15 protein-coding genes are annotated in these 17,529 nt (G+C 57.3%); 2 read left to right on the top strand and 13 right to left on the bottom strand.

All coding sequences use genetic code 11. From position 1 onward, the window contains the following. Positions 1–27: 27 nt before the first annotated feature. The 4 genes from ACESMB_RS08690 to tmpT form a co-directional block, all read right to left on the bottom strand. Positions 28–1,572, bottom strand: a complete 1,545-nt coding sequence (locus ACESMB_RS08690; protein WP_372971340.1) for a SpoVR family protein — start codon at positions 1,570–1,572, stop codon at positions 28–30. Further along, the gene (locus ACESMB_RS08685) at positions 1,569–2,858 is read right to left on the bottom strand and encodes a YeaH/YhbH family protein (protein WP_372926239.1); all 1,290 of its coding nucleotides are present in this window, start codon (positions 2,856–2,858) and stop codon (positions 1,569–1,571) included. Before ACESMB_RS08685 ends, ACESMB_RS08690 begins: the two co-directional genes overlap by 4 nt. A gap of 40 nt (positions 2,859–2,898) precedes the next feature. Continuing rightward, positions 2,899–4,821: a PrkA family serine protein kinase gene (locus tag ACESMB_RS08680; RefSeq protein ID WP_372926219.1), complete on the bottom strand. Its 1,923-nt coding sequence runs from the start codon at positions 4,819–4,821 to the stop codon at positions 2,899–2,901. 234 nt (positions 4,822–5,055) lie between these two features. Next, positions 5,056–5,709 carry a thiopurine S-methyltransferase gene (tmpT, locus tag ACESMB_RS08675; RefSeq protein ID WP_372926220.1) on the bottom strand — a complete coding sequence of 218 codons (654 nt, stop codon included), beginning with the start codon at positions 5,707–5,709 and terminating at the stop codon, positions 5,056–5,058. A gap of 97 nt (positions 5,710–5,806) precedes the next feature. Between tmpT and ACESMB_RS08670 the strand changes: the two genes are divergently transcribed. Then, positions 5,807–6,739, top strand: coding sequence for a D-2-hydroxyacid dehydrogenase (locus ACESMB_RS08670; protein ID WP_372926221.1), 933 nt, complete (start codon positions 5,807–5,809; stop codon positions 6,737–6,739). Between the two features lie 121 nt (positions 6,740–6,860). Further along, positions 6,861–8,183: a YihY/virulence factor BrkB family protein gene (locus ACESMB_RS08665; RefSeq protein WP_372926222.1), complete on the top strand. Its 1,323-nt coding sequence runs from the start codon at positions 6,861–6,863 to the stop codon at positions 8,181–8,183. Here ACESMB_RS08665 and ACESMB_RS08660 read toward each other — a convergent pair. The 9 genes from ACESMB_RS08660 to ahcY all read right to left on the bottom strand — a co-directional run. Beyond that, positions 8,180–9,220 (bottom strand): HDOD domain-containing protein, encoded by a 1,041-nt coding sequence (locus ACESMB_RS08660; protein ID WP_372971339.1) that lies wholly within the window; start codon positions 9,218–9,220, stop codon positions 8,180–8,182. The two genes, ACESMB_RS08665 and ACESMB_RS08660, sit on opposite strands and share 4 nt — an antisense overlap. Before the next feature lie 122 nt (positions 9,221–9,342). Further along, positions 9,343–10,572 carry a hypothetical protein gene (locus tag ACESMB_RS08655; protein ID WP_372926224.1) on the bottom strand — a complete coding sequence of 410 codons (1,230 nt, stop codon included), beginning with the start codon at positions 10,570–10,572 and terminating at the stop codon, positions 9,343–9,345. Beyond that, entirely contained in the window at positions 10,569–11,300 is a 732-nt protein-coding gene (locus ACESMB_RS08650) for a 16S rRNA (uracil(1498)-N(3))-methyltransferase (protein ID WP_372971338.1), read from the bottom strand. The genes ACESMB_RS08655 and ACESMB_RS08650 overlap by 4 nt, the downstream gene beginning before the upstream one ends. A 10-nt stretch (positions 11,301–11,310) precedes the next feature. Continuing rightward, positions 11,311–12,663 carry an adenosylmethionine--8-amino-7-oxononanoate transaminase gene (locus ACESMB_RS08645; RefSeq protein ID WP_372971337.1) on the bottom strand — a complete coding sequence of 451 codons (1,353 nt, stop codon included), beginning with the start codon at positions 12,661–12,663 and terminating at the stop codon, positions 11,311–11,313. A 149-nt stretch (positions 12,664–12,812) separates the two neighbouring features. After that, on the bottom strand, positions 12,813–13,559 hold the full coding sequence (locus ACESMB_RS08640) for an amino acid ABC transporter ATP-binding protein (protein ID WP_372926227.1): 747 nt from the start codon (positions 13,557–13,559) through the stop codon (positions 12,813–12,815). 13 nt (positions 13,560–13,572) lie between these two features. Further along, positions 13,573–14,244, bottom strand: coding sequence for an amino acid ABC transporter permease (locus ACESMB_RS08635; protein WP_372926228.1), 672 nt, complete (start codon positions 14,242–14,244; stop codon positions 13,573–13,575). 69 nt (positions 14,245–14,313) lie between these two features. Further along, complete coding sequence (locus ACESMB_RS08630; RefSeq protein WP_372926229.1) at positions 14,314–15,072, bottom strand: transporter substrate-binding domain-containing protein; 759 nt, start codon at positions 15,070–15,072, stop codon at positions 14,314–14,316. A gap of 231 nt (positions 15,073–15,303) precedes the next feature. Continuing rightward, positions 15,304–16,173, bottom strand: coding sequence for a methylenetetrahydrofolate reductase [NAD(P)H] (gene metF / locus ACESMB_RS08625; protein ID WP_372926230.1), 870 nt, complete (start codon positions 16,171–16,173; stop codon positions 15,304–15,306). A 12-nt stretch (positions 16,174–16,185) separates the two neighbouring features. Continuing rightward, on the bottom strand, positions 16,186–17,529 hold a 1,344-nt coding region (gene ahcY, locus ACESMB_RS08620), incomplete at its 5' end, for an adenosylhomocysteinase (RefSeq protein ID WP_372971336.1).

The raw sequence follows: 17,529 nt of genomic DNA, 5'->3' as shown, positions 1-17,529 counted from the left end.
CAGGGCGGATGAGGAGTGGCCTTGCGGTCACTCCTCATCCAGGTCCTTTGGCGGACAATGGGCTTCTTCCACCACCTGGCCGTCATCCACGCTCTCAAGGTGCACGTCAAAGCCCCATAGTCTGTGCACGTGGCGCAGCACTTCCTCGGTGTCGTTACCCAGCGGCACCCGGTCCACCGGGATGTGCCGCAGGGTCAGCGAGCGGTCTCCACGAACATCCACATTCCAGACCTGGATATTGGGCTCGCGATAGCTGAGGTTGTACTGTCGCGCCAGTTTTTCCCTGAGTGCACGATATCCCGGGTCATCGTGGATTGCGGTAATACGGTAGACTTCTTCTTCGTCATCGTTCTGTATGGCGAAGAATTTCATGTCGCGCATGACCTTGGGCGACAGAAACTGCTGGATGAAGCTTTCATCCTTGAAGTTCTTCATGGCGAAATGCAGGGTTTCCACCCAGTCCGTACCGGCAATGTCAGGAAACCATTCCCGGTCCTCATCGGTGGGGTTCTCGCAGATACGCCGCAGGTCGGTGAAGATGGAAAAGCCCAGGGTGTAGGGGTTGATGCCGGAATACCACGGGCTGTCGAAGGGCGGCTGGTAGACCACCGCGGAGTGGCTCTGCAAGAACTCCAGCATGAAGCCGTCGTTCACCAGCCCCTTGTCGTACATGCGGTGCAGCAGGGTATAGTGCCAGAAGGTGGCCCAGCCCTCGTTCATGACCTGGGTCTGGCGCTGCGGGTAGAAGTACTGCGCCAGTTTGCGAACGATGCGGATCAGTTCCCGTTGCCAGGTCTCCAGCAGCGGCGCATTCTTTTCAATGAAGTAGAGAATGTTTTCCTGCGGCTCTTCCGGGTAACGCTGTTTGCGCCTGACCGGGTCTTCGTCATCCTCCATCCTGGGGATGGTTCGCCACAGGTCATTGAGCCTGCGCTGCTGGTACTCCTCCCGTTCCTTTTGCCGGCGCGCTTCTTCTGCCGCGGAAATGGGCGCGGGGCGCTTGTAACGGTCAACGCCGTAATTCATCAGCGCGTGGCAGGAATCAAGAATCTGCTCAACCGCGTCCACGCCGTAACGCTCCTCGCATTCGGCCACGTAATCCCGGGCGAAGACCAGGTAATCAATAATGGCGCTGGCATCGGTCCAGGTCCGGAACAGGTAATTGTTCCTGAAGAACGAATTGTGGCCGTACGAGGCATGGGCAATCACCAGTGCCTGCATCGGCAGAGTGTTCTCCTCCATGAGGTAGGCGATACAGGGGTTGGAGTTGATGACAATCTCGTACGCCAGCCCCATCTGGCCCCGCTGGTAGCCCTTGGAGGTCGACAGGAACTGCTTGCCAAAGGACCAGTGGTGGTAGCCCACTGGCATACCCACGGAACTGTAGGCGTCCATCATCTGTTCGGCGCTGATCACTTCCACCTGGTTGGGGTAGGTCTCCAGGCCAAACTCGGCCGCGCATTTGGCAATTTCCTCGTCATACTTTTCAAGCAGCGGAAACGTCCATTCCGAACTGGTGGAAATCGGCTCCCGGGTTTTCGGCTCGTTGGGTCTGTCCATGGTGTCAGTCATGCGGCTTTCCTCTCGAACAGCTGGCGGAAGACCGGATAGATTTCACCGGGGTCGGCGATCTGCTGCAGGGCGAAGCTCTGGGGGAATCGCTCCTGGATCTTCTCGTACTCGTACCAGAGCATCTGGTGATCCTGGGGTGTGATCTCCACATAGGCGTAATACTGCACCAGCGGCAGGATGCTGTCGGCCAGCAACTTGCTGCAGATGGGAGAATCATCGTTCCAGTTGTCACCATCAGACGCCTGGGCTGCGTAGATGTTCCACTCGTCAGGGGAGTAGCGGGACTCAATGATCTTGTGCATCAGTTTCAGGGCACTTGAGACAATTGTGCCGCCGGTTTCCCGCGAATAGAAGAACTCTTCCTCGTCCACTTCCTTGGCACTGGTGTGGTGGCGAATGAAGACCACTTCGATCTTCTTGTAGTTCTTCTTGAGGAACAGGTACAGCAGGATAAAGAAGCGCTTGGCGATGTCCTTGTGCATCTGGGTCATGGACCCCGATACGTCCATCAGGCAGAACATCACCGCACTGGTTGCGGGTTGTGGCTTCTTTATGTGCTGGCGATATCGCAGGTCGATCTCGTCGATGAACGGGATGCGCCGCACGTTGGCTTTCAGGCTTGCGATTTCCTCTTCCAGCGCCTTGATCTGGTCTTCATGGCTGAAGGCCGGGTCCAGATCTTCCGGGGCGCTTTTGAGTGCACTGAGCTGCTCTTCCAGTTCGCGGATTTTCTTCCTGCGGGCACCGCCGAGGCCGAGCCTGCGGGCATGGGCACCTCTCAGCGAGCGCACCACATCCAGCTTGGCAGGAACGCCCTGGGTGGAGAAACCGGAGCGAACGTACTTGAACGCCTCGGTATCTTTCAGCTTCTTGCGGGCCAGGTTGGGCAGCTCCAGGTCATCGAACAGGAAGTCCAGGAACTCTTCCTGGGTGATCTGGAAGGCAAATTCGTCCATGCCTTCGCCGTCGGGGCTGGCCTGGCCCTGCCCCTGGCCTTGACCGCCTCCACCCTGGGGTTTCGGCACGGTATCTCCGGTCACAAATTCCTTGTTGCCGGGGTGAACCACCTCCCGTTTGCCACCCTGGCCGTGATGAAAAATCGGCTCATCGGTATCCCGGGACGGAATACTGACGTTTTCGCCCCGTTCAATGTCCGTGATGGAGCGCCGGTGCACCGCGTCCGCCACCGCCTTCTTGATGTGGTGGCGGTACCGGCGCAGGAACCGCTCGCGGTTCACAGCGCTCTTGTTTTTCCCGTTCAGTCGCCGGTCGACTACGTGGGTCATACCCATAGTTTCACTCCAGTTCAGCGCAAGGCGGCTGACTTTATTGAGACTTACGAACCCGCAGGTACCATTCCGCAAGGAGACGGACCTGTTTTTCCGTGTAGCCTCGATCGACCATACGCTCGACGAACTGCTTGTGTTTGTTCTGGTCTTCCTGGCTTGCCTTCGGATTGAAGGAGATTACCGGCAGCAGGTCCTCGGTATTGGAGAACATCTTCTTCTCGATCACGCTGCGCAGTTTTTCATAGCTGAGCCAGGATGGGTTCCGGCCCTGGTTGTTCGCCCGTGCCCTGAGAACGAAGTTGACAACCTCGTTGCGGAAGTCCTTAGGGTTGCTGATACCGGCGGGTTTCTCGATTTTTTCCAGTTCATCGTTAATGGCTGAACGGTTGAGGATTTCCCCGGTTTCCGGATCGCGGTATTCCTGATCCTGTATCCAGAAGTCCGCATAGGTCACGTAACGGTCGAACAGGTTCTGGCCGTACTCGCTGTAACTTTCCAGGTACGCGGTCTGGATTTCCTTGCCGATGAATTCCACATAATGGGGAGCCAGGAATTCCTTGATGAACCGCAGGTAGCGGTCCTGGGTTTCTGCCTGGAACTGTTCCTGTTCGATCTGTTTTTCCAGCACATACAGCAGATGCACCGGGTTGGCAGCCACTTCCGTGGTGTCGAAGTTGAATACCTTGGACAGGATCTTGAACGCAAAGCGTGTCGACAACCCGTCCATGCCTTCGTTGACGCCAGCCGCATCCCGGTACTCCGCGATCGACTTGGCCTTGGGGTCGGTATCCTTGATGTTCTGGCCATCGTAAACCCGCATCTTGGAGAAAATGCTGGAGTTTTCCGGCTCCTTGATGCGTGACAGGATCGAGAACTGCGCCAGCATATCCAGGGTATCCGGAGCGCAGGGCGCGCCAGCCAGGGAGCTGTCCCGCAACAGTTTGCGGTAGATGTCGATCTCTTCGGTCACCCGCACACAGTATGGCACCTTGACGATGTAGACACGGTCCAGGAAGGCCTCGTTGTGCTTGTTGTTACGGAAGGTCTGCCACTCCGATTCGTTGGAGTGGGCGAGGATAATGCCGTCGAAGGGCACGGATCCCATGCCCTCGGTGGTGTTATAGTTGCCTTCCTGGGTAGCCGTCAGCAGCGGGTGCAGCACCTTGATCGGTGCCTTGAACATCTCCACGAATTCCATCAGGCCCTGGTTGGCCTTGCACAGGCCACCACTGAAGCTGTAGGCATCCGGATCATCCTGGGAGTAGTCCTCCAGCATGCGAATGTTCACCTTGCCCACAAGGGCTGAGATGTCCTGGTTGTTGTCGTCCCCCGGCTCGGTCTTGGAAACACCGATCTGATCCAGCACCGACGGGTACATCTTCACGACCCGGAACTGGCTGATATCGCCACCGTATTCGTGCAGGCGTTTGACCGCCCAGGGCGACATGATGGACTTGAGGTAGCGGGGCGGAATGCCGTACTCCTCTTCCAGGATGGCGGCATCTTCGGCAGGGTCGAACAGCCCCAGGGGGGACTCGTTCACCGGTGAACCCTTGATGGCGTAGAAGGGTACTTTCTGCATCAGTGACTTGAGTTTTTCAGCCAGTGAGGACTTGCCGCCACCAACCGGGCCAAGCAGGTAAAGAATCTGTTTTTTCTCTTCCAGACCCTGGGCGGCATGACGGAAGAAGGAGACGATATTCTCTACCGCTTCTTCCATGCCATAGAACTCTGAGAATTCCGGATAGCGCTTGATCACTTTGTTGGAAAAAATGCGTGACAGCCGGGAGTCACGGGATGTATCAACAGGTTCCGGTTCGCCGATTGCCAATAACATCCGTTCTGCGGCAGTGGCGTATGCCGCCGGGTCCTTTTTGCAGATCTCCAGGTATTCCTCAAGAGTGTATTCTTCTTCCTGAGTTGCTTCATACCGGTCTTTGAAGTGCTGCATGATGCTCATAGATGGCCCCTCGCTTGCTCTCTAACTGTTTGAAAGACAGCTTTTAGTTCACGCAATTTCCCCGTTGCTGTTGGATCCGTCGCCCCGGACGGTGGTTATGGTTATGGGTGAAAGTATAGGGAGTACCAGACCGAATTACGCTGGTGCGATTATGTCGGTCTGGTTACTGTGAGCTTAGTTCAAGCTTCGGGACTTGGACAGGGAGAGAAAGGTTAAGGTTCATTAAATTGTGTATCAGCGTTTCCTGAGCCGGAACACACTCTCCGTGGCCCCGGCCAGCCCTCTGCGCTTGGTGAAGGGGTGATCCTTGGCCAGCGTATTGGTCAGGATATGTTCTATTTCGTAATCTCCTGAGTAGAGTTCACGGACTTCCTCGTCGCTGACATTGAAGGGAGGACCCTTGATCTCGGTGTCGTAGTCCAGGGTAATCAGCAGGATCCGTGTTCCCTCCGGAATGATGGCCGTCAGGTGGTCCACGTAGTCCTTGCGCATGTTGCGGGGCAGGGCAATAAGCGCTGCACGGTCATAGACCAGCTTCACGTGTTTCAGGTCATCGGGCACCAGCTGGAAGAAGTCGCCGCACCAGAGTTCCAGGTCGTCGTGTTTGAACGTAATGAAGGGCTCGCCCGGGTGTACTTTTGCTTTTTCGCCGCCTTCTTCGAAGAAGTCCTTGCAGGCAACTTCGCTGAGCTCCACGCCGATGACTGGATGGCCGCGGTCGTGCAGCCACCACATGTCATGGGCTTTGCCACACAGGGGTACGAAAACGGCACCTGTGCCTTTGCCAGCGAGTTCGGGCCAGTGATCATGGAGATATTGGTTGACGGTGCCTTCGTGAAAGCCAATTTCTTTTTTCGCCCAACGCTCATGCCAGAATTCGTGTTCCATGTAAGTTCCCCTTTTCGACGGTTGGAGGTTTTGGTCAGTCTAACTTAATCTTGGGGGCTATTGGTTGATCGAAAACATCGCGAATAAGGATGGTTGAATGAAAGCCGTATTTCTGGACGCAGACACACTGGGGAACGATGTGGACCTGTCGCCGATCGAGTCGGTCACCGGTGAGATGGTGAAACACCCGCGCACGTCAGCGGAGCAGGTAATGGAGCGTATCCGCGGCTTTGACACGGTGCTGGTAAACAAGGTGGTGCTGAAACGGGAGCATTTTGAAGCCTGCCCGGAACTGAAGACGATTGCGGTGGTGGCCACGGGGTTGAATAACATTGATCAGGAGGCGGCAAAGGCCAGCGATATCAAGGTTATGAACGTAACCAACTATGGACGCTCCACCGTCGCGCAGCACACCATGGCACTAATGCTGGCGCTGGCCACGAGGCTGCTGGATTACGACCGGGACGTGCGGGCCGGGCGCTGGGGCAAAAGCCCGATGTTCTGCCTGATGGATCATCCGATTATGGAACTGGAGGGGCGCACGCTGGGTGTATTCGGCTATGGCGATCTGGGCCAGGGCGTTGTTGAGCGCGCCAGGGCGTTCGGAATGAACATACTGCTGGGTGCCAGGCCGGGACAGCCTGCCGGCCAGGTGGATGGTTACCCCCGTATTCCGATGGACGAACTGCTGCCGCAAGTGGATGTATTGTCGCTACATTGCCTGCTGACAGATGATACCCGCAACATGATCGGTGCCCGGGAGCTGACAATGATGAAAAAGGACGCGCTGGTGATCAACACCAGCCGCGGTGGCCTGGTGGATGAGCAGGCGCTGGCCGATGCCTTGCGGGCGGGCACCATTGGCGGTGCGGGTTTTGATGTTCTGACAGAAGAGCCTCCGCGCAGCGGCAACCCGCTGCTGGCGGACGACATCCCCAACCTGATTGTGACTCCCCACTCCGCCTGGGCGAGCCGGGAAGCGAGACAGAGAATCGTGGAGATTACGGCGCGTAACCTGTCCTCTGTCTGACAGCAGAGGCGCCCGCTACTGAAACGAAGCTGCTAGTAAAAGCCACACAATCGGCCATACTTTGTTGTGCTTTGGTATCTGACTGATAATCTGTACAAAACTCTGGCAAACAGGACGTTGTGTGGCTTCTTTGCAAATTAAAGACCGGCTCCAGACCGCTGAAACCTGGATTCTGGCTAATCCCAATCCACCGCAGAACTGGCCATGGACCTGGTTGTACAAAACCGGGCGTACGGCCTATGCGCTGGGGAGGGACATCATTGCCGGCAACCTGACCCTGCACGCCATGAGTCTGGTGTATACCTCCCTGTTGAGCATTGTGCCGCTGCTGGCGCTGAGTTTTTCGGTACTCAAGGCGCTGGGCGTGCACCAGCGTATGGAGCCCTTCCTTTTCCAGTTTTTTGAACCCATGGGGCCGCAGGGTGTCCAGATTGCCGAGCAGATTCTCGGGTTCGTGGATAACATGAAGGTGGGTGTACTGGGCTCGGTGGGCCTGGCTCTGCTGGTTTATACCGTCATATCGCTGGTGCAGAAAATCGAGCGCTCGTTCAACATGATCTGGCGGGTGCCGGACATGCGATCCATGGCCCAGCGTTTCAGCAACTATCTCAGTGTCATCATGGTGGGGCCGCTGCTGATGGTGTCAGCCATCGGCATCAGCGCCACCATCTTTTCCTCATCATTTGTCCAGGCGTTAATGGCCATTGAGCCGCTTGGCTCAATGGTTGTCTTCGCCACCCGCTTCACGCCATTCCTGTTAGTGGTCGGCGCGTTCACGTTTGTGTACGTGTTTATTCCCAACACCAGGGTAAAGGTCCGTTATGCTCTTATCGGTGGCCTGGTGGCAGGCATATCTTGGCAGGCGGCAGGCATGCTTTTCGCTTCATTTGTAGCAGGTTCGGCGAAGTACGCAGCCATTTATTCCAGTTTTGCGATCGGTATCATTCTGTTGATCTGGCTCTACCTGAACTGGGTCATCCTGTTACTCGGTTCCAGCATAGCCTTCTATCTGCAGAATCCCGGTTCAGTGGCCAAACGCAGTGAAGTCAGGCTGTCGCCGGAACTGCAGGAAAAAACCGGTCTGGCGTTGATGTGGCTGGTCGCAAAGCCGTTCAGTGAGGGCCGGCCGGCACCCCAGCAAGAGGAGCTTGAGCAGAAGCTGCGGGTTCCCGGTGACGTGACCCGCGGAATCAGCGACAAGCTCATTCGTGCGCGCCTGCTGGCACTGGCTGGCCGTAACGGCGATTGCCTGGTGCCTGGGCAATCGCTGGACAGGATCACTATCGGCGGTGTTCTGGAAGCCATTCGCCACGATGAGGATCGTGTGGCGGATCGCCTGCCTTACCTGGTGCCTCGACGTCTTCTGGCCCGAACTCCGGAAGATGACTCCGTTTCCTTTGCCGAATTGCTCAGGCAGGAAAAGGAAGGCGACGAAGACTCCTAGGCACGGCCCCGGGTGCCGGCCTCCAGAACGTCAAGGATGACTTTGCGCACCCGTGTAAACTGCTCCCCGGAGATGTGGATGATCCGTAGCACATCTTCCTCCGGCATGTTGCGCTGGTGGGCATGGCGCAGCACCTCCCGGGTTCCGACAATAATGCCGTCGTTAAGCGGGGAGTGCTTCTGTCTCGGGGCAGGTCGCTCTGCCGCCATCAACTGGGCATGGTATTTGGGCGGCAGGTTCCACTCGTTGGCCAGTAGCTGTGACGTGGACCATTGATAGCGGGAGAGTGCGTCTTGTATCAGTGACGGAGGCGGCTCCGTTATACCGGGTTCCGTGCGGCAGATTCGTTGCAGCTCCCGCCTCAGGGTGATGTAGGAGAGTGCAGGTAGCAGCCCGGCCATAAAGTAGACGCTGGTATCCTGGCCCTGAATCTTGGCAATCAGTTCCGCACTTCGGGCGCAGGTCAACCCCCACCGCCATACCCTCTGGGCAAAGAGAGCCTCACGGCTGTTTCGTGCCGCCATCATTGGGCGCATGATGGCCGCGGAAATGACGTTGCGAATGCCGTCCAGGCCCAGCACAAAAACCGCCTGATCCACAGAATCAATGGATTGGTCGCCGGGCCGGAAGTAGGGGCTGTTGGCAATCTGCAGTAACTGGTCGGTCAGCGCCGGATCGTTGAGAATGATCTCGGTCAGGTGGTTACGGTCTGACCTGTCGTCGGACAGCGCCCTCATCAGCATGGGCAGGGTCATGGGCTGGCGTGGTAATTCGTCCAGTTCCCTGTTGGCAATTCGCCCGCGCAGATTGTCCAGTATGTGTTCCCATTGCCCGTTCTCTGACTGAAGCGTTGCAGGCGATGAGTCCAGCAGCCAGCAAAACAGATTCTCTTCCAACTGGTCGATCAGCGCTGGGTCAGTGGCCGGATTATCCTCTGCAGATGCAGCCGGATTAAGCAGGCGGGACTCGGGTGCTGAAGCAGTTGTTGGTCTTGTAGAAGAGAATATTCCTGAAATCCAGGAGAGAAAGCCTGGCATCCGATTCCTCCGGGAAGAGAATAGTCGCAGGGAAATACGCACCCGTACCCGGGAGTATAGAGCCCGTAAGCGGGTATGCCCAGTGCAAAGCGGTATAACTGCCGGTTTTCCTGAAATAAAACTCAGAGAATCGAACCGCCGAACACGAAGACCAGTTGGCAGATACCGGCCGTAAAACCCAGGAAAGCGCCCACCAGAATCAGTTTGATCTCGTCTTCCTGGAAGCAGGGGCGGAGCAGGTCCTGGAATTCCTCCGAGGAGAGGGCAATCATGCGTTCAACCATGATGCTTTCCACCGCCCTTGCCCTGTCTGTTTCGAACACGGGATTGTGGAACGAGGTCCGGGATATCTTGATAGCTTTCTGGCCTACCTGGTTTTTAAGGCTGGCAAAGCCGGTTGGCCCGAAGGCCATCTGGGTCAGGGCCTTGCCCATGCCGGCGGTTTCGTCCACCAGGGGTTTGATATGTTTCTTGACCATGTTGCGGGCCCGGTCGCCTTTCGGGCCTTCCAGGATGGCATTGATAATGTTGCCGACGGTCAGAATTTCATGGGTCACGATGTGACAGAAGGATTCTGCAACCTCCTTCTGGCGTTTGAGAAACAGTCCCTGCAGGCGTAGTGGCCCGATCTTTTTTTCGTGCAGCGGGCGGAAGATCACGTTAAGTGCGATCCAGTTGGTGGCCCAGCCTACCAGCAAGCCAAAGAAGGGCAGCACCCACCAGCTCTGGTAGAAGTACCAGACGGTCATCTGTACCAGGCCGAACAGGAAGCCGAAGTAAAAGCCGGAGTTGATGATGAAGCGGAACTCCACTTCACCGCATTCGATGAATATCCGGTTCAGCAGGCGTTTGTCTTTCGCCAGGCGCTCGATAACCATGCTTTTGATGTCCAGCAGGTCTTCGATGTTGTCGGATACGTCACCCACCAGATTGTCTACCAGTTGCGGTGTGGATTTGCGTACCCGCTCGTAGACCATGTTCCTGGCGGAGGCGGGCAGGTTTTCCCAGAAGGTGGGGTGTTCCTTCAGCATCAGTTCGTCGACGTATTCTTCGGTGCGGGGTTCGACGGTGTAGATGATGTGGGCGGCGAGAACCTCGGGGTCGATCTGCTGGAAGATTTCCTGCACGGTGCCGATTTTGGAGATGGTGGCATCCACGCTGATGGCGGCCATTTTGCGGGCCTTGGAGGGGATGATGCCTTGCCATCCGAGCAGCGGGGGTTTGCCGACGAATTCCAGCGGGTAGAAGGTCATTTTGATGGCCAGCCAGTTGGTAATCCAGCCGATCAGGGCGGCAATCACCGGGATGCTGAGGTATTGCCAGAACTCCGGGTTGCTGAACAGGCTTGTCATCCGATGTCTCCCCACAGCCATTGGCAAAGGGCCATGGCCGCGACCGGGGCGGTTTCGGTTCTGAGGACTCGTGGGCCGAGGGCGACGGGGAGGAAGCCGGCGGTTTCGGCGGTGGCGATTTCTTCCGGGCTGAGGCCGCCTTCGGGGCCGATCATCAGGGCCACCCGACTTGGTTTTGCCAGAGTGTTCAGGGACTGTTCGGTGCGGTGGTGGAGGACCAGGCGCAGGTCGCAGTCGCTGGTGTGGTCGAGCCAGTCCGTCACTGTCATTACCGGCAGTATGTCGGGTACGCGGGCGCGGCCGCATTGTTCGGCGGCGCTGGTGGCGACGGATTGCCAGTGGCGCAGGCGTTTGTCTTCGCGGTCGCCTCTGAGTTTTACGTCGCAGCGTTCGGTGGTCAGGGGCACGATGCGGGTGACACCCATTTCTGTTGCCTTCTGTACGGCGTAGTCCATGCGGTCACCTTTGGACAGGGTCTGGCCGAGGACGATTTCCAGGGGGGATTCGGTGGTGCTTGTCACCGGGTTGCCAACCTGGACTTGCACCCGTTTTTTGCCGGACTCGCTGATGGTGGCCGGGTAGTCGTTGCCGTCGCCGTTGAACAACAACAGTTCCTGGCCGGGCTGCATGCGCAGTACGCGGCCTACATGTTGCGCCGCGCTGTCGTCCAGTTCAGCAGTGGCTCCCTCGCTCAGAGGAGAGTCTGTGTAGATACGAGGGATGCGCATGGTGTGTTGTTCAGTCCCTTACTGCGATTTCGATGCCTTCGGTGGCCACCTGGGCCAGGTGGCGGATCTGCTCTTCAGTGATCACATAGGGTGGCATGAAATAGACCACGTTGCCCAGCGGGCGCAGCAGCGACTGTCGGGTGAGGGCATGCTGGTACACCCGGATGCCACGGCGTTCCTGCCAGGGGAAGAGCTCTTTGGTGGCCTTGTTCTTTACCATTTCCACCGCCAGGGTCATGCCGTGCTGGCGGATGTCGCCAACGTTGGGGTGGTCCGCCAGATGGGCTACGGAGTCTGCCATGCAGGTGCTCAGGCGTTTGTTGTTCTCGATCACGTTGTCGTCGCGGAAGATGTCCAGGGTCGCCAGTGCCACGGCGCAGCCGATGGGGTTGCCGGTATAGCTGTGGCTATGCAGGAAGGCCTTGAGTGTTTCGTAGTCGTCGTAGAAAGCGTTGTAGACGTTATCGGTGGTCAGTACCACGGACAGCGGCAGGTAGCCGGCGGTCAGGCCTTTCGACAGGCACATGAAATCCGGGGTAATGCCGGACTGCTCGCAGGCAAACAGGGTGCCGGTACGGCCGAAGCCGACGGCGATTTCGTCGGCGATCAGGTGTACGCCATATCTGTCGCAGGCTTCACGCAGTTTGGTGTGGTAAACGGGATGGTGCATGCGCATCCCGCCAGCGCACTGGATCAGGGGCTCCACCACCACGGCGCAGATTTCATCGTGCTTTTCCGCCAGCAGTGCATCCATGGCCTCGAACTGGCGCAGGGCATACTCCTCGTCGGTTTCACCGGCTTCCTTGTTGAAGGCATCCGGGGAGGGCGCGGTCAGCACTTCCATCAATAACGGCTGGTAGGTGTCCTTGTAGAGGGAGACATCCCCCAGGGCCAGGGCGCCCAGGGTTTCTCCGTGATAGCTGTTGCTCAGGTTCACGAAGTTTTTCTTGCCCGGTTTGCCGTGATTTTTCCAGTAATGGAAACTCATTTTGAGCGCCGCTTCGATTGCCGAAGAGCCGTTGTCTGCGTAGAAGCACTTGTTCAGGCCTTCCGGTGTTACCTCAATCAGACGTTCCGACAGATTAACCACAGGTTCGTGGGTAAATCCGGCAAGGATTACGTGCTCCAACTGGCCAATCTGTTCCTGGATCGCGGCGTTGATTCGCGGATTGGCATGGCCGAACAGGTTCACCCACCAGGAGCTCACCGCGTCGATGTACCGGTTGCTCTCGAAATCCTCAAGCCACACGCCTTCGCCACGTTTTATCGGAACCAGTGGCAGGGTGCCTTCATGGTCTTTCATCTGGGTGCAGGGATGCCATACGGACTTAAGGCCGCGGGCGACGAGGTCAGCATTGCGCATGATAAATCTCCGTGAGACGGTCAGGTTCTGTATGCTCGGCGGTTAACCTGAGGGGATATTACAGTTAACAGCGCCGGCTGACCACCGCCTCCTGAGCGCCACCCCGCGTTTAAAGGTTGGGCGGGGTGGCTATTTCGGATTGGCTCAGATCAGTGCGCCAGCACCCGGCTCAGGAACGCCTGGGTGCGTTCATTCTGCGGGTTGTCGAATACATCCGCAGGCTTGCCTTCTTCGACAATCCGGCCTTCGTGGATGTAGATCACGCGGTCAGCCACTTCACGGGCAAAGCCCATTTCATGGGTAACCACCATCATGGTCATGCCTTCCTTGGCCAGTTCCCGCATGACGTCCAGCACTTCGCCGATCATTTCCGGATCGAGCGCCGAAGTGGGTTCATCGAACAGCATCAGCCGGGGTTCCATGGCCAGGGCGCGTGCAATGGCAACCCGTTGTTGCTGGCCGCCGGATAGATGGCTGGGATACTTGTCCGCCTGGCTGGCAATGCCTACGCGATTGAGCAGGCGGTCCGCCGTAGCGCTGGCGATGGGCTCGGGCGCTTCCTTGACCTTCCTGGGTGCCAGCATGATGTTCCTCTTCACCGTGAGATGGGGGAAGAGATTGAACTGCTGGAACACCATGCCCACTTCCTTGCGGATTTCAGCCAGGGCTTTCTGATTGCCACCTTTCGGGGCAAGTTCGTTACCGTCCACCACCAGTTTGCCGGACTCGAATTCTTCCAGGCCGTTGACGCAACGGATAAGGGTGGATTTGCCAGAGCCGCTGGCGCCGATAATAACCACCACTTCGCCGGCTTCAACGGTCAGGTCAACTTCCTTGAGGACATGCAGGGTACCGAAGTACTTGTTCATGCCCCGCATTTGCACGATCTGTGTCATTAGTACCTATCCTTCAGACAGAAACCAGTCCGCGCCGCTCTATGAAGCGGAGCACGAGAGAGAGGGAGAGGGTAATCGCAAGATACATAAGAGCCACCACGAAGTAGACCTCGAAGGCGGTAAAGGTATTGGCAATATACACCTGGCCCTGGCGAACCAGCTCACCAACACCGATCACCGAGAACAGCGAGGTGTCCTTGATGCTCACGATTGCCTGATTGCCCAGCGGTGGGATCATGCGTCGGAAGGCCTGGGGCCAGATAATCGACCAGAAGGTCTGGGACCGTGACAGGCCCAGGGAAAGGCCTGCTTCGGTCTGGCCCTTGTCGATCGATTGCACGCCGCCCCGGACCACTTCCGAGATATAGGCACCGGAGTTCAGGGCAATGGCTGCGATACCGGCGGTCAGCGGGTCAATGGGGCCGCCTACCAGGTCTGGCAGACCGTAGAAGATGAACAGCACCTGCACGAGAATCGGGGTGCCGCGGAAAATTTCGATATACGCCGTGGCGGGCCAGCGCAAGAACCATTTTTTATTGATGCTCAGCAAACCGAAAATGATGCCGAGTACAAAGCCGATGGCAAGGCCGCCAAAGGAAATAAGAAGGGTATAGGGAATACCTTTGAGCAGGTAGGGAATCGAGTTGATGGCTGCCTGCCAGTCAAACTGAAACTGGAATTCCACAGTGGGTGTCTCCGTTGGGTGGGGAGTTGCCAGCCGGGGCGTTGTGGGCCCCGGCTGTGGTTCTCAGTTTTACTGGTCTTCCGGCATTTCGCCGAACCACTTCTCGTAGATTTCCTTGTAGGTGCCGTCTTCCTTCATTTCAGCCAGCGCTTCGTTGACACCATCCACCCATTCGCTGCCTTTCTTCAGGGCAATGCCATACTGCTGGCCTTCATAAAGTTCGCCAACGGTTTTTACCTTTCCTTCACCCCTGGTGCTGGCGAAGTAGCCTACGTTGGGGGCATCGTAGAAGACCGCATCGACCGAACGTGACATCAGTGCCATGTACATGTCGGAGCTGCCCGGATACGGGGTCACACCCTCGTCGTCATCCAGTGTCTTCGTCAGGTGGTCGTAACTGGTGCTACCGATTTTGGTGCCGACTTTCTTGCCTTCCAGGTCAGAAAGTTCTTTCACCTCGTCATTGTCCTGGCGAACCAGAATCCGCAGGCCTGAATCGTAGTACGGGTCGGAGAAATCGACGATTTCCTGACGTTCTTCAGTAATTGTGATGCCTGCGATGGCGATATCCACGTTGCCCGTCTGCAGCGCCGGGATAATGCCGTTAAAGTCCATGGTATTCAGGTCGTATTCGAAACCGGCACGCTCGGCCACCTCCGCGATGATGTCCATGTCAAAACCGATCATCTCGCCGGTTTCCTCATCCATCATCTCGAAAGGCACGAAGCTGGGGTCAGTGACAACCCGCAGGGTCTCTGCGCTGACGGTTCCCGCTGCCACGGTGAATGCCAGTGTTGCGCCAACCGTTTTAAGCCATTTGGTGCTCATACAATCTCCTTTTTCTTCTGTGTTCGCCCCGGCATCCTGTGTGATGCTCCGGAAATGGAGGCTGATCAAGCCCGTCACCACCGGGGGCGGTTAATGGAACTGCAACCTTTATACCTTAGACCATTAGCGGGAGAGATGCAGGAAATCAAATGGTTGGACGGGAGATGGGGGATTGAGGTGGTAGGGGTGTCGGATTAAGGCTTCGCTTAATCCGACAACATGAAAGATCCATCAGAAAGCAATCTTCTCACGCTCACCAAGTCCCAGGTTCTTCCAGATACTGACACTCGGCTCCGCCTGGTTCAGGGTATAGAAGTGCAACCCCGGCGCACCGGCAGCCAGCAATTTCTCGCACATGCGAGTAACCACTTCCTCACCGAACTTGCGGATGCTGTCGCTGTCGTCGCCATAGGCTTCAAGCTGCTTGCGGATCCAGCGGGGGATTTCCGCGCCGCACATGTCGGAAAAGCGGGTCAGGTTGGAGAAGTTGACGATGGGCATGATGCCCGGCACTACCGGAATGGTAACGCCCATTTTTTCCAGCCGGTCAATAAAGTAGAAGTAGCTGTCCGCGTTAAAGAAGTACTGGGTGATGGCGCTGTTGGCGCCGGCTTCGACCTTGTGGGCGAAGTTCTTCAGGTCATCTTCCGCGGTGCGGGCCTGGGGATGGAACTCCGGGTACGCTGCCACTTCAATATTAAAGGTATCTCCGCTATGCCCACGGATAAAGCTCACCAGCTCGTTGGCATAGCGTAGTTCGCCGGCCGCGCCCATACCCGAGGGCATATCGCCCCGCAGGGCGACGATACGGTTGATACCGTTCTCGCGGTATACATCCAGCAGTTCCGCAATGCTGTCACGGGTGGCACCCACGCAGGACAGGTGCGGGGCAGTGGAAACGCCCCGCTTGTGCAGGTCCAGTACTGTCTGCACGGTCCGGTCCCGGGTGGAGCCGCCCGCACCAAAGGTGACCGAGAAAAAATCCGGGTCAACCTCGGCCAGCTGGTTGCGAACGCCCTGCAGCTTTTCCCAGCCCTTGTCTGTCTTGGGCGGGAAAAACTCAAAGCTGAAACGGCGTTTGAACTGTTTCTGGGTTTCCATTCTGTTACCTGATCAGTACTTGTAGCTTTCCGGCTTGTACGGGCCTTCGACCGGTACACCAATGTAACTCGCCTGCTCCGGCGTCATCTTGGTGATTACGCCACCAAAACCTTCCACCATGGCGCGAGCCACTTCCTCGTCCAGATGCTTGGGCAGAACCTGAACGTAAATGCCTTTTTCGCGGGCATCTTCCGGAAGATCTGCAAACTTGCGCTCGAACAGGTACATCTGCGCCAGAACCTGATTGGCAAAGGAGCCATCCATGATCCGTGACGGGTGACCGGTGGCATTACCCAGATTCACCAGGCGGCCTTCGGACAGCAGGATCAGGTGGTCGTTGATGGCCTTGTCGCGATACACCACGTGTACCTGCGGTTTGACCTCGTCCCACTCCCAGTTCTTGCGCATGAAGGCGGTATCGATCTCGTTGTCGAAGTGGCCGATGTTGCACACCACGGCACCGGTTTTCAGCGCCTTGAGCATGTTGGCGTCACACACGTTCATGTTGCCGGTGGTGGTCACCAGCAGGTCGGTGTTCTGCAGCAGCGCCCTGTCCACGCCCGATTCAGTACCGGTGTTAACACCGTCGACGAACGGAGACACCACTTCAAAACCGTCCATGCAGGCCTGCATGGCGCAGATCGGATCGGCCTCGGTGATCTTCACGATCATGCCTTCCTGGCGCAGGGAGGCCGCAGAGCCCTTGCCCACGTCGCCGTAACCGATAACCAGCGCCTTCTTGCCGGACATCAGGTGGTCTGTAGCACGCTTGATGGCGTCGTTGAGGCTGTGGCGACAACCGTACTTGTTGTCGTTCTTGGCCTTGGTGACCGAGTCATTGACGTTGATGGCCGGCACCTTCAGCTTGCCGTCCCGCAGCATTTCCTGCAGGCGGTGCACGCCGGTGGTGGTTTCTTCGGTTACACCATGGCATTTGGCCAGGACTTCCGGGTATTTTTCATGGAGCAGGGCAGTAAGGTCGCCGCCGTCATCCAGAATCATGTTGGGTTCCCAGCCTTCCACATCGGCACCCACTGTGCGCTCGAGGCACCAGTCGTACTCTTCGTCGGTTTCGCCTTTCCAGGCAAACACCGGAATGCCACGTTCCGCGATGGCGGCTGCGGCCTGGTCCTGTGTGGAAAAGATGTTGCACGATGACCAGCGTACGTTGGCGCCGAGTTCGATCAGTGTTTCGATCAGTACGGCGGTCTGGATGGTCATGTGGATGCAGCCCATGATGTTGGCGCCTTTCAGCGGCTGCTCACCCTTGTACTTTTCGCGGAGCTTGATCAGTGCTGGCATTTCGCCTTCAGCAATGTTGATTTCCTTACGGCCCCAGGCCGCCAGTGAAATATC

Source organism: Marinobacter sp. (assembly GCF_041686475.1).
Lineage (GTDB): Bacteria > Pseudomonadota > Gammaproteobacteria > Pseudomonadales > Oleiphilaceae > Marinobacter.
Note: the sequence above shows the minus strand (reverse complement) of the source record. Positions and strands in the feature narration are given on the sequence as shown.